Below are 13,604 nucleotides of genomic sequence, written 5' to 3' on the forward strand. Positions count from 1 at the left end.
ACAAAGTCCCCGCGCGCAGCGAAGGCCAAAGGCTTCGGCGTCACGGGGCTGGCCGTAAATTCGTTCCAGCGCCTACCCCAAATCGGGGGTGTCGTCAAACAATCTGCGATGTTCTTCTATCGCGTAGCGGTCCGTCATTCCGGCAATATAATCACAGACCCGCCTGGCAATGTCGGTTTCGCTCAACGAATGCAACCCCTCGTTCCAGGGGGACGGCATCAACTCCGGATCCGCGAGGAACCCGCTGAACAGGTCCTTGACGACACGGGCAACGAGCTTGCGGACTGCAAGGACATCGTGGTGACGGTACACCCGGGCGAAAAGAAATCGTTTCACCTCCTTTTCTGCGGCCGTCATCTGTTCGGAAAAGCCGACCAGACAATGGCCCGCCAAGCGAATGTCCTCGGGACTTCTGGGATCAACCTCGGAGATGTTGCGGACCGCCTCATGGATCACGTCCTCCACCATGCGGGTGATGGACCGGCGCACGATTTCATGGATACGCCGGCTTTCCTCCAGGCCGGGATACTTGCCATCCACCTCGGCGAGAATATCCGCCAGAAACGGAACGCTGCGCATGTCGTCGATGGCGAACAGTCCGGCGCGCAGGCCGTCATCCAGATCATGGGCGTCATAGGCGATGTCGTCGGCGATCGCCGCCGCCTGTGCTTCTCCACCCGGCCACGTGTTTAACAAAAGATCCTGATGTTCGGCGTATTCCCTGATGGCGAACGGCAGTTCGCCGCCCTTGAATTTTCCGAGCGGGTTTCCGCCGGGTCCGACAAGGGGCCCATTGTGCTTCACGAGACCTTCCAGAGTTTCCCAGGCAAGATTCAAACCGTCAAATTCCGCATAGCGCTGTTCCAGATGGGTCACCACCCGCAGAGACTGGGCGTTGTGATCGAACCCTCTGAAGGGTGCCATGGCTTCATGCAGGACGTCCTCCCCCTCATGACCAAAGGGCGTATGCCCCAGGTCATGTGCGAGGGCCAGACTTTCTGCGAGATCCTCATCGAGGCGCAATGCCCGCGCCAGTGACCGGGCGATCTGCGACACCTCGATCGTGTGGGTCAGCCGGGTGCGGAAATGATCGCCCTCGTGATAGACGAACACCTGGGTCTTGTGCTTCAGCCGCCGGAAAGCGGAAGAATGAATGATACGGTCTCGATCACGCTGAAAAGGTGTCCGGGTCGGGCTTTCCTGTTCCGGGAACAGTCGGCCCCGGCTGTTTACCGGGTTTTCCGCGTATACAGCGCGGGACTGCGCCCCAAAGCCTATTTCCGCTGTCATCTGCTTCCAGCCTTTGCTCACGGTGTGTGCCGTGCCTAACTTCGGTCCATCCCATGCCGCTCATTGACGGGAGCTGCATCAAACCATACTTAAACCTTAGAAATCAGGTTAAAAGCTCTGCGAGTGGGCAAGAGCACAGCGAGTCGGCGGACCATGACCGAAACACTTGAAAATCGAGTAACAGTCAGCGAGCGCGCTGCCAAGCGGATCGCGGCAATATTGTCGAAAGAACCGGCGGGCAGCATGCTCCGCGTGAGCGTGGAAGGTGGCGGCTGTTCCGGACTGCAATATAAGTACGACGTCGTCGACGGCAGCGAGGATGACGACCTTGTGCTTGAAAAGCTGGGCGCAACCGTGCTGATCGATTCCATTTCACTGCAATATATGGCCGGGTCGGAGATCGATTTTGTCGATGATCTGATCGGCCAGTCCTTCCAGATCAACAACCCGAACGCGACCGCCGGCTGCGGTTGCGGAACCAGCTTTACGATCTGACCGGAAACCCGGAAGATCCAACGGGCCGTCTGTCCCGGCTTTTTAACAATCAAGGCAACCGGCCCATGAAAATCGCGACCTGGAACATCAACGGCGTCAAGGCCCGGATCGATACGGTCATCGCGTGGCTCAAGGAGACGTCACCGGACGTCGCCTGCCTGCAGGAAATCAAGTCGATCGATGAGAATTTTCCCCGTCAGCCTTTCGAGGATCTCGGGTATAATCTCGAAACCCACGGCCAAAAGGGGTTTAACGGTGTCGCGCTTCTGTCGAAGTCGCCGCTAGAAGACGTACAGCGCGGACTTCCCGGCAATGAAAGCGACGAACAGGCCCGCTATATCGAAGCTGGCGTTTCCACGTCCAACGGAGCCATCCGCATCGGCTGCCTCTATCTTCCCAACGGCAACCCGGTCGAAACAGAAAAATTTCCTTACAAATTGGCATGGATGGATCGCCTGATCGCACATGCGGAAAAGCGACTGGCGGAAGAAACACCTTTCCTGCTTCTTGGCGATTATAATGTCATTCCCGATCCCATCGACGCGAAAAATTCCGAAAACTGGATTGGCGATGCGCTCTTTCAACCGGAGAGTCGCCGCAGGTTCCGGGCCCTGACGCATCTCGGTCTGACCGAAGCTGTCCGCTCATGCAGCGAAGCGGACGGTATCTACACTTTCTGGGATTATCAGGCAGGTGCCTGGCAGAAAAACAACGGTATTCGCATTGACCATATCCTCATGTCGGCCCAGGCAACCGACCGGATGACGGGATGCGGAATCGACAAGCATGTGCGCGGCTGGGAAAAGCCCTCCGACCATGTTCCGGTCTGGGTGCAGCTCGCCGCCTGACGGCTTTCGGATGCAATATCGTCGGCTTTCTTGCTTCCGGAGCTGTACTTCGTAACACAGCGGCGCTTTGGTGTGCGCTGGTCCCGGGCTTGCAGTCTCCCGCTTCCATGGTAAGCTTTAAGGACTATGGGATAACGCAAAGCCTCACTCCGTCCGCATTGGCTGACCGTGGACACGCCTTCCCTGCCCTGCGTGAACGGGCTCGGCAGCTATGCTTTGCTCCGCGACCGGCGATTTTTTTGGCTTTGCTGGTTGTTTTCACTGCTTTCGGCAGCACCTTTGCCAATGCACAGAGTGTTTCCTGTACGTGCAGATACCAGGGTCATGACTACAGCCTGGGGGAATCGATCTGTCTCAATGGCTCGGACGGGTCACGCATGGCAACATGCGCCATGGTTCTGAACAATACGTCCTGGCAATTCAGCAATGCCCCCTGCCCCTTGACCCGGCTACAACCGGACAGCAAACCGGGAACCGAAAAGCTGCTTCCAGCCGATCCGGGCCGGGCATCTTGAAAAATGCAATTTCCTGATAGCAGGGACCTGCCTGCAGCCGCCTGACCAACTTCGTTACAGACGGATATCCGCGCCTTATTGCGGCAGGGGAACCTGCTGCGCCGTCAAAATGTCCGGACGGTTCTGCTGTAGCCAGCCATCGGCAAGAGAACGGGCCATCTGCCTGACCGGCTCCGGCGACACGGCAAAATACTGTTCGTGCAACGAGTTGACCCAGCTCGCATCAGAACCGGATGCCTGATCCCGCGCCACTGTCATCCACATGAGTCCGCGAGCCTTTTTCTTCTCGGACGATCCGATAGAATAAAGCGTTTCGCCGAGCCTTGCCTGCGCACCGACATGTCCCTTCAAGGCCGCCAGATTATACCAGCGGACAGCCATGCGGCTGTTGGAATTCTGGTACATCCTGCCAAGTTCGTATTGCGCGTCCGCATCGCCGAAATAGGAAGCCGCGTGGGTAAATATCTGTCTGGCACGAGGTTCGTTTTTCGGCACGGCGCCTTCTATGCCGTTCAGATAATAGGACCCGAGCGCCACAAAGGCGCTGGACACGAAGGGAGCATCCGGCGCATCCGGCCGGTCCTCACCATGCTCGCGCACAATCTGGCTGTAATACTGAAACGCCTTCAGGTCGTCTTCCTGAACGCCGTCGCCCTTGGCATACATCTCGCCAAGCTTCCACGCCGCCATGGGCTGACCGTTTTCCGCGGCATATTGCAGCGAACCGAGCGCAGCGGCCTTGTCGCCGGAATAATATTGGCGGGCGCCCGCCCGAAGAGCTTCCATCGGCGAAAGATCATCCGGCCCAATCGCCCTGGTGGACGCCGGTTGACCGTCGAATGCCAAAGCCGGTCCGGTCGCTGTCATCACCGCCACCAGGCCGAGTGCAAGTCCGGCCCTGCCAAGACGTTGACGCATTGATCTGTTGTTTCGCATTCCGGTCACACTATTACCCGCCGGCCAAATCATATCAATCCGGCGGACGATCTTTCCGATCTCGTTTTTTGTCCGCGCCAAGCGCATTTTCAAGTCTCTAACACCACGCCGAGCCTTGCTCGCACGGGTTTCCCATTTTGCTGTGTCCTGCCGCATCCTCTTCAGCTGAGCGCTGGAGGCTCCGACACTTCCGGCCGTTCACCTGTTGCTTCCCTGTCAGCAAACACGAAAGCCGCTTGAACTAAAGTGGCCAATCATTTCGACCTTAATTGGGCCGTAACGCGCCCAAATAAGACCATTTGTTGATACATCTCACCCCAGCCTGGGGTTTGAACCGGAAGGTTGAACCGGCAGTGGATGAAACCATATCCCAACGGGTGACGGCCAAACATGGCCGAACGTTGGCAGCTCGATCATTCGCGGTCCTCCCGAATAACTCTGTCGGCAAGTGTTGCGGAATAGGCACATTTTCCGCACTTGCGTCCCCTCCAAGGCACCGGCTATTAGATCACTATCGGGTTGACGATATGTTTCCGGAGCCAATTTTACCTGTCCCGCTGTTGAAAACGGGGGCTTCGAGCCAAAACCCTTTGCCGTTCTATCTTTGTCCTTCAAACTGGGGACCGATTCGGTGTAGGTAACGGCGCCGAAGCTGGTAAATCATGGTCAAGGACCCATCAGGGAAACGGAATGAGCGCGAAAGACGATCTATTTGCAGGCAACGCAGCGGTTTCAGCCCCTATGACGGCAGACGATCCCGCCCCTGCGCCGCAAAAACCGCGTCCGGTCGCAGCGGTTCCCGTGCCCGATGAATATTCGGCTGCCGATATCGAGGTTCTCGAAGGACTGGAACCCGTGCGCCGCCGACCCGGCATGTACATTGGCGGCACCGATGAAAAGTCGCTGCATCACCTGTTCGCGGAAGTCATAGACAACTCCATGGACGAGGCCGTCGCCGGCCATGCGACCTGGATTGACGTGACCTTGTCCGCCGACGGATATCTTGCCGTCACCGACAACGGGCGGGGCATTCCGGTCGACCCTCATCCGAAGTTCAAGGACAAATCGGCTCTCGAAGTCATCATGACCACACTGCATGCGGGCGGTAAGTTCGACAGCAAGGTCTATGAAACATCCGGAGGTCTGCACGGCGTGGGCATTTCCGTGGTGAACGCCCTGTCGGAGGAACTCGTTGTCGAGGTCGCGCGAAGCCGCAAGCTCTACCGCCAGACGTTCCGCCGCGGTCACTCGCAGGGTCCGCTGGAATTCGCCGGCGAAACTCAGAACCGCCGCGGCACGCAGGTGCGCTTCAAGCCGGATGAACAGATCTTCGGCAAGGGCGCAAAGTTCCAGCCGGCCCGGCTTCTCAAGATGGCCCGTTCCAAGGCCTATCTTTTCGGCGGGGTTGAAATCCGCTGGCATTGCGCGCCCGAACTTCTGAGGGACAAGGACGAAACACCCGCGGAAGCCGTATTCCATTTTCCCGGCGGGCTGAAGGACTTCCTGGCGGAAAGACTAACCAAGGAACGCCGTGTCGTTGAAGAGATTTTTGCCGGACGCACCGACAAGACAGGCAAGCACGGGTCGGTCGAGTGGGCAGTGAGCTGGTTCGCTGGCGACGGTTTCGTCAATTCCTACTGCAACACGGTACCGACACCGGAAGGCGGTACCCATGAAGCCGGCTTCCGCTATGCGTTGCTGCGCGGTCTCAAGGCCTATGGTGAGCTGACCAACAACAAGAAGGCAGCCATCATCACCGGTGACGATGTCATGACCTCGGCCGGCGGCATGTTGTCCGTCTTCATCCGGGAACCGGAATTCGTTGGCCAGACCAAAGACAGGCTCGCGACGAACGAAGCCACAAAGATTGCCGAAGCCGCCGTCCGTGACGCGTTCGATCACTGGCTTACCGCGTCTCCAAACCAGGCCAACAAGATCCTGGAATGGGTGATCGACCGCGCCGAGGACCGGCTCCGGCGCAGGCAGGAAAAGGACGTCGCGCGCAAGACCGCCGTCCGCAAGCTGCGCCTTCCCGGCAAACTTGCCGATTGCTCCGCCAATCAGGCCGAGGGTACGGAACTCTTCGTCGTCGAAGGAGATTCTGCGGGCGGTTCAGCCAAACAGGCACGCAACCGTTCCAATCAGGCGATCCTTCCCCTGCGCGGCAAGATCCTCAATGTTGCCAATGCGGGCCGCGATAAGGTTGTCGCCAACCAGCAGCTTTCCGATCTCATTCAGGCCCTGGGATGCGGCACCCGCTCCCAATACAGGGAACCGGATCTGCGCTATGAGAAAATCGTCATCATGACCGATGCCGATGTCGATGGCGCGCATATCGCATCGCTTCTGATTACGTTTTTCTACCGCGAGATGCCCGAACTCATCCACGGCGGACATCTTTATCTCGCAGTTCCGCCACTTTACCGGCTCAGCCAGGGCGGGAAAACACTTTATGCGCGCGACGACGCCCATAAAGACGAGTTGATGGCAACCGTTTTCAAAGGCAAGTCAAAGGTCGAAATCGGCCGCTTCAAGGGCCTCGGCGAAATGCTCCCTTCCCAGTTGAAGGAAACGACCATGGATCCTTCGAAAAGGTCGATGCTTAAAGTCGCCGTCGAGGAACTGTCGGCGGAGGCAACCGAAGACACGGTCGAACGGCTCATGGGCAACAAACCTGAAGCCCGTTTCCAGTTTATCCAGGAAAATGCGGAATTTGCGAACGACCTTGATATCTAGGAGCAAGACCGGGTAACCTGTTTTTAAAGTTTTAGTCCCTGGAGCGCTATTTGGAGCGTTTTATCCTCGGCTCCGCTCCCAGGAATGTCTGCCGGACCAGTATTATGTTAGACCGGGTGTATACAATTTTCGACAAACGCCGCCGTCCGCTGCGTAATCACGTGTATCTGGCCTTTCCCGATCATGACATTGCATTTGCCCGGATCGCGGAGCCAGCATTTCATGCGCTTGCCCCCGTTCTCCACCACCTGGCCGGCACCGGCTTCTGCGGCACGTTCGCGGACCGGTCCGCCAATGCGATGGAGATCTCGGACCGGTCCCTGTTTCATGGCAACGTTGAACTGCTCACGGCACGGGAACTGAAACGGCGCCACCCGGACATGAAGATCGTCGCCTGGGTACAGGATCCGATGCATCGGCTCGCCTATTGTTACGACAAGATCATTGTGAACGATCTGCCGCTGCCTTCGTATTATCAGGAAAGCTATTTCGACAAGTCGATGTCGCCACAGGATTTCGTCTCGCATGTGGCCTCAATCTCGGACCTTGAGGCGGACAACCTTTTTCGCAGCCAGACGGCGGCACTGACATACAAGGGCGTGCTTACCGCGGATCTCATTCTGCTTCTGGAGCATTTCGAACACTCTCTGGAAAGGTTCCTCACAGCAGCATCCCAGAAATTCCGGCCCTCCCCGTCGTTCACCTACCGGGCGCTGGATTATGTCTCGCCGGACACTCTGCGATCATTCGAGGACGAGGACCTGTGTTATAAACTGAGGCGGCGATACAAAGCCGACTACGAATTGTTCAACGCACAGGCCGCAGTTCCAGCGTAGTCCAGCTGAACCAAATTTCCGGTATAATCTTCAGATTTCAATTATTTCGTTGAATTCGACTGCCGCTACATTACCGCTGCATCGAAATTTGAAGCGGTTGTTCCCGGACGAGGTTTATGTAACGCCTATGGAACTTCGCTGCCCATTTCATGAGCTTCACGTCCCTGTATTAACTGAGATGGCAAAAGTTGCCCGGAAATACTCGCTTTTCTTTACATTTTACCTCTTCAACGCATTGACACCCGTGCGCATGGATGTAGGGTGCGCACGTTGGCCGCCGTAGCAGACACGGTGCCGCCAAATTGAACCACGTCATCCGAAATAACATCCGGGCAAAGCGCTCCATGGCATTTGATACTCTCGGTCTTAGCGAGAAGGTCCTCGCTGCAGTTGAAGCAGCAGGTTATAAAGAACCCACGGCAATCCAGGCGGGTGCAATCCCGCTGGTCCTGGAACGGCGCGACGTGCTCGGCATCGCACAGACCGGCACCGGGAAAACCGCGAGCTTCACGCTGCCGATGCTGACGCTTCTTGAAAAAGGCAGGGCACGTGCGCGTATGCCGCGCACGCTCATCCTCGAACCCACGCGCGAACTCGCAGCGCAGGTTGAGGAAAACTTCGAGAAGTACGGCACCAACCACAAGCTCAATGTGGCCCTGCTCATAGGCGGTGTCTCGTTTTCCGAACAGGACAAAAAGCTGGACCGCGGCACGGATGTGCTCATTGCGACACCGGGTCGCCTGCTCGATCATGTCGAGCGCGGAAAACTGCTGCTGCAAGGTGTTGAAATCCTTGTCATCGATGAAGCCGACCGCATGCTTGACATGGGTTTCATTCCGGACATCGAGCGCATCTGCAAGTTGATCCCGTTCACGCGCCAGACCTTGTTTTTCTCGGCGACCATGCCTCCGGAGATCCAGAGACTCACAGAAGCTTTCCTGCAGAATCCCGCGCGGATTGAAGTCGCTCGCACGTCCTCGACGTCCGACAATGTGACCCAGTTGCTCAAAGCTTCCGGATCGAAGGATTTCGACAAGCGCGCAGCTCTGCGCGAACTGCTCGAAGGCGCAGAAGACCTGCAGAACGCCATCATCTTCTGTAACCGCAAACGGGATGTGACGACGCTGTTCCGCTCACTGGAGCGTCATGAGTACAATGTCGGCACCCTTCACGGTGACATGGACCAACGCACCCGTATGACGATGCTGGACAATTTCCGAAAGGGAAATATCAAGATCCTCGTTGCCAGCGATGTCGCCGCTCGCGGTCTGGACATTCCCGAAGTCAGCCACGTCTTCAATTACGACGTCCCGATCAATGCCGAAGACTATGTTCACAGGATCGGCCGGACTGCCCGTGCAGGCCGGAAAGGCACCGCCTACACGCTGGTGACCGAAGACGACCATAAATACCTGGCCGCCATCGAAACGCTTATCGAAAAAGCACCCGAATGGGTGGGGGAGCCTATCGACTTTGAAACCGCGGCCAAGGAACGCAAGGCCCGGCGAAGAGGCGGAAAGTCCACCAAGGATGTCAAGTCGAGCAACGACAACGAGGCTGAAAAGGCACCGGCGGCAAGCCGTAAGCGCTCGCAGTCCAAAACCCGGCAACCTGCTGCTGCAGCCGCAAGCACCACCGAAGAGCCGCAGGCAGCTCTGGCTCCCATTCCGGTGCCCAGCATTTCGGAACCCGCGGGTAGCAGGAAATCAAGAAACGAAAAGCTTGAACCGGCCTTCAGCCCAGGTGTTCACATTCCCGCATTTCTGTTGCGTGAACCTCGGCCTAAAAAAGCATCATAGCCAAAAATACCTACAGGTTTCTCTTCGGATTTAACGGGTCCTTAAACCTTACGTCAGAGTCTGAGCCTTGGTTCTTGCGGCCGTGTGGGGCGGTTCGCGGGACTTAGGCGAGAGTAATTTGATGCCGGATTCAGACGACCACCAACGGACCATCGGGTACGGTGCGTCCGCGCTCAATTACATAAAGAAGAATATGCTGCCAGCTTATCCGCGTTGCTATGAGCTGTGGTACACTTATTCTGCCGGATACAATCAGGGATTGAACCGGGCCATCAATGAATCCATCAAGGCCAACGGACGAGTCAGCACGGATGAAATGCTGACTCTTTACGGACGGTTTCTGTCTCCCATTCGTCTGGGTGACAGGCTGGACGAAGTCGGGACCAAGGTTTCCAGAGAGGTCGAGGAGCTGGTGGATTCGCTCAAATTGAGCGCGGATGCAACCTCCGACTATGGGGTTGCGCTGGAACAGGCCAGCGAAAAGATCAAGTCGGTCGACGACCCCAAGAAACTCCAGAATTACGTAACGCATCTGGTGAAATCGACCCAGAGCGCTGTCGTTTCCAACCGCAAGCTTGAAAGCCAGCTGCTGGAATCCAAGAAGCATATCGAGAACCTCCAGTCCTCCCTTGAAGCGATCCGATATGAATCGCTGACGGACGAACTGACGACACTGAGCAATCGCAAACATTTCGAGAACTCGATAGAGCGGGCCATCGAACTGGCCCAAACGGGCGAGAACGGTTTTGCGTTGCTGATGACAGATATCGATCACTTCAAGAATTTCAACGATACCTACGGCCACCAGACAGGTGATCAGGTGCTGCGTCTCGTTGCGCTTGCCGTGAAACAGAATATCAAGGCCAAGGATATCGCCTGCCGCTATGGCGGCGAGGAATTCGCGATCATTCTTCCGCATGAACACCTGGATGCGGCCATTGAAATCAGTGAGCGCATTCGCGTGGCGGTGATGTCAAAGGAACTCGTAAAGCGGTCGACCGGAGAAAATCTCGGCCGGGTCTCCATTTCCGTCGGCATTTCCACCTACCAGGACACAGACAACGTTCACTCTATCGTTTCGCGAGCGGACGAAGCGCTTTATGCAGCCAAAAACGCCGGCCGCAATCTGGTGAGGAGCGAAAAAGACCTCACAGTTTCTGTAGATCAGGTGGATGTGGCCTGAAGTCCGTTCGCCGATCAAGCGAATTTTCAAGCAGCCAACAGCTTCACGACGCTTTTGTCTTTGTACAATCTGCGCGGTCAGACTGTCGTGATAGTCCTGTCGGTGTTCAACGACGGACGTCGAGACCCATCTGCCAGAAATCGCTTTCCAGCCGACAGGCTTTTTCGAATATCGACAAAACGCGAGGATAGCGGTTTTCAGTCAACACCTGATCCGCTGTCCGGTCCAGCCAGTTTGTGAACTCTCTGGCGAGACCCTGGTAGGCGTCGCCGGCATATTCCCCGATCCACAGGCGATAAGGGTTTTCCGCATGATCCGCGCCCTCCCCGCGAAGGCGTGCCCCGATCTCCGCATAACCGATGACGCAAGGCGCAAGAGCCGCCTGCAGGTCGAGAAGATCGCCACTCATGCCCGCATCCAGCACGAACCTCGTGTACGCCATTGTCGGTGTGTCTTCGGGTGCCTTTTCGATGTCGGCCCTGGACATTCCCCAACTTCCGCACAAACCGACGTGCAGATCCAGCTCCATGTCCAGAATTGCCTTCACGCCTTCCAGCGACTGGCGCATGTCGTCAAGCGTCGGGCTCTTGTAAACGCCGAGCGCATATGCGCGCGCAAACTGGATGAGAAACAGGTAGTCCTGCACGAGATAATGCCGGAAGCAATCCTGCGGCAGGGAGGCGTTACCGAGCTGTTTTACGAAATCATGGTTCGTATAGGCGGCCCATTGCGGCGCCGCATCGGCCTTGAGCCGTTCAAACAATGTCATGAGGATCCATCGAGGTGGAATGGTGGATTGTTGAGCAGTGCTCAGCGGGCGGCGGCACTCAGGTCAGCGGCCTGAAGCGACACGGATTCGCCGCAACCACATGCGGACACTTCATTCGGGTTCTTGAATACAAATCCCGACCGGAACTTGGTGATTTCGAAGTCCATCTCGGTTCCGAGAAGGAAAAGCACAGCGGACGGATCCACAAACAGTTTTGCGCCCTTGTCCTCAATCACGTCGTCCCCCGGTTTCGCGTCCTCCACCAGATTCATCGTGTATTCCATCCCGGCGCAGCCCCCGGTCTTGATCCCGACACGCAGGCCAATCGCCTTGCCGCCGGAATTCTCGACGAGTTCCGTCACGCGCCCGGCGGCGGCGTCGGTCAGGGTCATAACCTGGAATTTTCCGGCGGAAGCCATTTCGTCCTCATTCAGTTCCGGGGTACCAAAACCTGATATAGGGTATCAGCTTATCGGATAAAAGCTTCCCAATTCAATACCAGTTGAGTGCAACCTTGGCTTCGTCGGACATCCTGTCCGGCGTCCATGGCGGATCGAAGACCATATCGACGTTGACGGGACCGACACCGGCGACGGCCGAGACGGCATTTTCCACCCACCCCGGCATTTCACCGGCGACCGGGCATCCCGGAGCGGTCAGCGTCATGTCGATATTGATCGACCGGTCATCCTCGATGTCGACCTTGTAGATCAGACCGAGCTCATAGATATCGCACGGAATTTCCGGATCGTAGACCGACTTGAGAGCGCCAACGATATCGCCTGTAAGCCTGTCGAGTTCATCGGCGGGAATGGCGCTTTTGGCCGAGACTTCTGTCTGCAGCTCTTCGCCAGTCGCGGCCGTATCAATCGTGGTAGCGTTTTCCATCCTGGGTCCGTCCTTACCCGAAAAAACTCTGCGCCTTGAGAAGCGCCTCGTAAAGCGTATCGACCTCGGCACGAGTGTTATAAAGCCCGAAGCTTGCCCGACATGTAGAGGTCACACCGTATCTTGCCAAGAGTGGCTGAGCGCAATGGGTTCCGGCACGAACCGCAACCCCTGCCCTGTCGATGATCGTCGCCACATCATGGGCATGAGCCCCCTCAATTTCGAAAGAGACTATCGCTCCCTTTCCAGGCGCATCGCCGAAGATCCTGAGGGAGTTGATTTCCCCCAGTTTCTGATGTGCATAGTCCTTCAGATCCGCCTCATGACGGGCGATATTCTCCCGGCCGAGCGCATCCATATAGTCCAGGGCCGCTCCCAACCCGATCGCCTGGACGATCGGCGGAGTTCCCGCTTCGAAGCGATGCGGAGGATCATTATAGGTGATCATGTCTTCCATGACATCAAGGATCATTTCACCGCCGCCATTGAACGGACGCATTGCCTTCAACCTGTCGGGCTTGCCCCAAAGCACGCCAATCCCGGAGGGGCCATAGACCTTGTGGCCGGTGAAAACGTAGTAGTCGCAATCGATTTCCTGCACATCGACCGGTAAATGTACAGCCGACTGACTGCCGTCGACCAGGACCGGGATGCCACGTTCATGTGCGATGCGGCAGACTTCCTTGACCGGAACCACGGTGCCCAGCACGTTGGACATATGTGTGATCGCCACCAGTCGGGTTTTGTCGCTGAGCGCATCCGCGAAGGCGTCCAGATCGAACGATCCGTCTTCGCGCACATAGACCCATTTCAGCTTTGCGCCATGGCGCTCGCGATGGAAATGCCAGGGTACGATGTTCGAATGATGCTCCATGATGGAAAGAACGATCTCTCCGCCATCTGCGAAATAGTCCGGCCCGAGACCATAGGAGACAAGGTTGATCGCTTCCGTCGTCGACCTGGTGAAGACGACCTCGTCAACGGAACGAGCATTGAGGAACCGGCGAACCTTCTCGCGAGCGGCTTCGTAATTGTCCGTTGCTGTGTTGGACAGATAGTGCAGGCCCCGGTGCACATTGGCATATTCATGCGAATAAGCCTTTGTGACCGCATCGATAACGGCCTGCGGTTTTTGCGCCGAGGCCCCGTTGTCGAGATAGACCAGCGGCTTGCCATAGACTTCGCGTGCCAGGATCGGAAAATCCTTGCGGATCGTTTCGACATCGTAACCCGGTGCCCGGGAGGTCGCGTGAGCGGTTGCAACCGACATAAGCCGCTGCTCCTTGTTTCCAGATCACCCTGTTGGCAA

General features: G+C 57.0%; 12 protein-coding genes. 6 read left to right on the forward strand and 6 right to left on the reverse strand.

Annotation, left to right across the window (positions count from 1 at the left end; translation table 11 throughout):
- Positions 1–72: 72 nt before the first annotated feature.
- Positions 73–1,290 (reverse strand): deoxyguanosinetriphosphate triphosphohydrolase, encoded by a 1,218-nt coding sequence (locus tag OA90_RS13070; protein ID WP_068412024.1) that lies wholly within the window; start codon positions 1,288–1,290, stop codon positions 73–75.
- Positions 1,291–1,443: 153 nt separating this feature from the next.
- On the opposite strand from OA90_RS13070, the gene erpA reads away from it, so the two are divergent.
- Both erpA and xth read left to right on the forward strand, forming a co-directional pair.
- Positions 1,444–1,785, forward strand: a complete 342-nt coding sequence (gene erpA / locus OA90_RS13075; RefSeq protein WP_068412027.1) for an iron-sulfur cluster insertion protein ErpA — start codon at positions 1,444–1,446, stop codon at positions 1,783–1,785.
- A 65-nt stretch (positions 1,786–1,850) separates the two neighbouring features.
- Entirely contained in the window at positions 1,851–2,633 is a 783-nt protein-coding gene (gene xth / locus OA90_RS13080) for an exodeoxyribonuclease III (RefSeq protein WP_068412368.1), read from the forward strand.
- Between the two features lie 590 nt (positions 2,634–3,223).
- Here xth and OA90_RS13085 read toward each other — a convergent pair.
- A complete protein-coding gene (locus OA90_RS13085) occupies positions 3,224–4,066 on the reverse strand; it encodes a tetratricopeptide repeat protein (protein WP_208986114.1) in 843 nt (280 codons plus the stop codon).
- Positions 4,067–4,774: 708 nt separating this feature from the next.
- Here OA90_RS13085 and parE point away from each other — a divergent pair.
- From parE to OA90_RS13105, 4 genes are all read left to right on the forward strand, one after another.
- A complete protein-coding gene (gene parE, locus OA90_RS13090; protein ID WP_068412030.1) occupies positions 4,775–6,820 on the forward strand; it encodes a DNA topoisomerase IV subunit B in 2,046 nt (681 codons plus the stop codon).
- Between the two features lie 104 nt (positions 6,821–6,924).
- Positions 6,925–7,656 carry a sulfotransferase family 2 domain-containing protein gene (locus OA90_RS13095; protein WP_156510480.1) on the forward strand — a complete coding sequence of 244 codons (732 nt, stop codon included), beginning with the start codon at positions 6,925–6,927 and terminating at the stop codon, positions 7,654–7,656.
- A gap of 344 nt (positions 7,657–8,000) precedes the next feature.
- Positions 8,001–9,455: a DEAD/DEAH box helicase gene (locus OA90_RS13100; RefSeq protein WP_068412036.1), complete on the forward strand. Its 1,455-nt coding sequence runs from the start codon at positions 8,001–8,003 to the stop codon at positions 9,453–9,455.
- Positions 9,456–9,576: 121 nt separating this feature from the next.
- Positions 9,577–10,638, forward strand: a complete 1,062-nt coding sequence (locus tag OA90_RS13105; protein WP_068412039.1) for a GGDEF domain-containing protein — start codon at positions 9,577–9,579, stop codon at positions 10,636–10,638.
- A gap of 106 nt (positions 10,639–10,744) precedes the next feature.
- Here OA90_RS13105 and tenA read toward each other — a convergent pair whose 3' ends face one another.
- The 4 genes from tenA to OA90_RS13125 all read right to left on the reverse strand — a co-directional run bounded on the left by tenA (position 10,745) and on the right by OA90_RS13125 (position 13,565).
- Positions 10,745–11,407 carry a thiaminase II gene (gene tenA, locus OA90_RS13110; protein WP_068412042.1) on the reverse strand — a complete coding sequence of 221 codons (663 nt, stop codon included), beginning with the start codon at positions 11,405–11,407 and terminating at the stop codon, positions 10,745–10,747.
- A gap of 41 nt (positions 11,408–11,448) precedes the next feature.
- Positions 11,449–11,826, reverse strand: a complete 378-nt coding sequence (gene sufA / locus OA90_RS13115; protein WP_068412045.1) for a Fe-S cluster assembly scaffold SufA — start codon at positions 11,824–11,826, stop codon at positions 11,449–11,451.
- A 73-nt stretch (positions 11,827–11,899) separates the two neighbouring features.
- Positions 11,900–12,295 (reverse strand): SUF system Fe-S cluster assembly protein, encoded by a 396-nt coding sequence (locus tag OA90_RS13120; protein ID WP_068412048.1) that lies wholly within the window; start codon positions 12,293–12,295, stop codon positions 11,900–11,902.
- A gap of 13 nt (positions 12,296–12,308) precedes the next feature.
- The gene (locus OA90_RS13125; protein ID WP_068412051.1) at positions 12,309–13,565 is read right to left on the reverse strand and encodes a cysteine desulfurase; all 1,257 of its coding nucleotides are present in this window, start codon (positions 13,563–13,565) and stop codon (positions 12,309–12,311) included.
- Positions 13,566–13,604: the final 39 nt, after the last annotated feature.

Source organism: Labrenzia sp. OB1, from assembly GCF_001624695.1.
GTDB lineage: Bacteria > Pseudomonadota > Alphaproteobacteria > Rhizobiales > Stappiaceae > Roseibium.